Annotated in this window: 1 tRNA gene; it reads right to left on the reverse strand. The window is 48.1% G+C overall.

From position 1 onward, the window contains the following. Window positions 1–135 precede the first annotated feature (135 nt). A tRNA-Val gene (locus tag L0668_RS20615) sits at window positions 136–211 on the reverse strand. Window position 212: the final 1 nt, after the last annotated feature.

The raw sequence follows: 212 nt of genomic DNA on the forward strand, positions 1-212 counted from the left end.
CTGGGCTTGAACCAGTGACCCTCGCCTTGTAAGGGCGATGCTCTCCCAACTGAGCTAAGCGTCCAATCTTTGTACTTAAAAACTTTTAATACTGGCTTAAACCAGTGATTATCGACAATATCAATAATCCAGAATTGGTGGACGCTACTGGGCTTGAACCAGTGACCCTCGCCTTGTAAGGGCGATGCTCTCCCAACTGAGCTAAGCGTCCA

Origin of the sequence: Paraglaciecola algarum (assembly GCF_021532655.1) — a bacterium.
Classification (GTDB): Bacteria; Pseudomonadota; Gammaproteobacteria; order Enterobacterales; family Alteromonadaceae; genus Paraglaciecola; species Paraglaciecola algarum.